Origin of the sequence: uncultured Cedecea sp. (assembly GCF_947498825.1) — a bacterium.
GTDB lineage: Bacteria > Pseudomonadota > Gammaproteobacteria > Enterobacterales > Enterobacteriaceae > JGM124.
In genome coordinates, this window is sequence record NZ_CANMLV010000074.1 from 1 (window position 1) to 386 (window position 386).

General features: G+C 52.8%; 1 protein-coding gene. It reads right to left on the reverse strand.

The window, feature by feature from the left end; genetic code table 11:
* Positions 1 to 386 (reverse strand): reverse transcriptase domain-containing protein (locus Q1A40_RS22980; RefSeq protein WP_300006098.1); only part of this gene is annotated, 386 nt, incomplete at both ends.

Here is a 386-nt window from a genome sequence, read left to right on the forward strand (position 1 = left end):
CGTCGCTCCAGCTCTTTGTCCAGATCATCTAACAAGATATTCGACAACAACGGCGATAACGGCCCGCCTTGCGGCATTCCTCGCTCCCGCTTAACCCGCTCTTTATTGCTATCGACACTTTCTGCTTCAAGGTAGCGGCGGATTAATTTCAATAGCCGTATATCCTTGATGCGTCGAGCTATTCGCGACATTAATATATCGTGGTCCACTCTGTCGAAGAACTTCTCCAGATCCATGTCGACCACCCAGCGTTTACCACTGTGCATGTAGACCTGTGCCTGACGCACGGCCTGCCATGCGTTGCGCCCAGGGCGGAAGCCATAACTGGAGTTTGAGAAGGTCGGGTCGACGACAGCGCTCAGTTTCTGCGCTATCGCTTGTTGGAT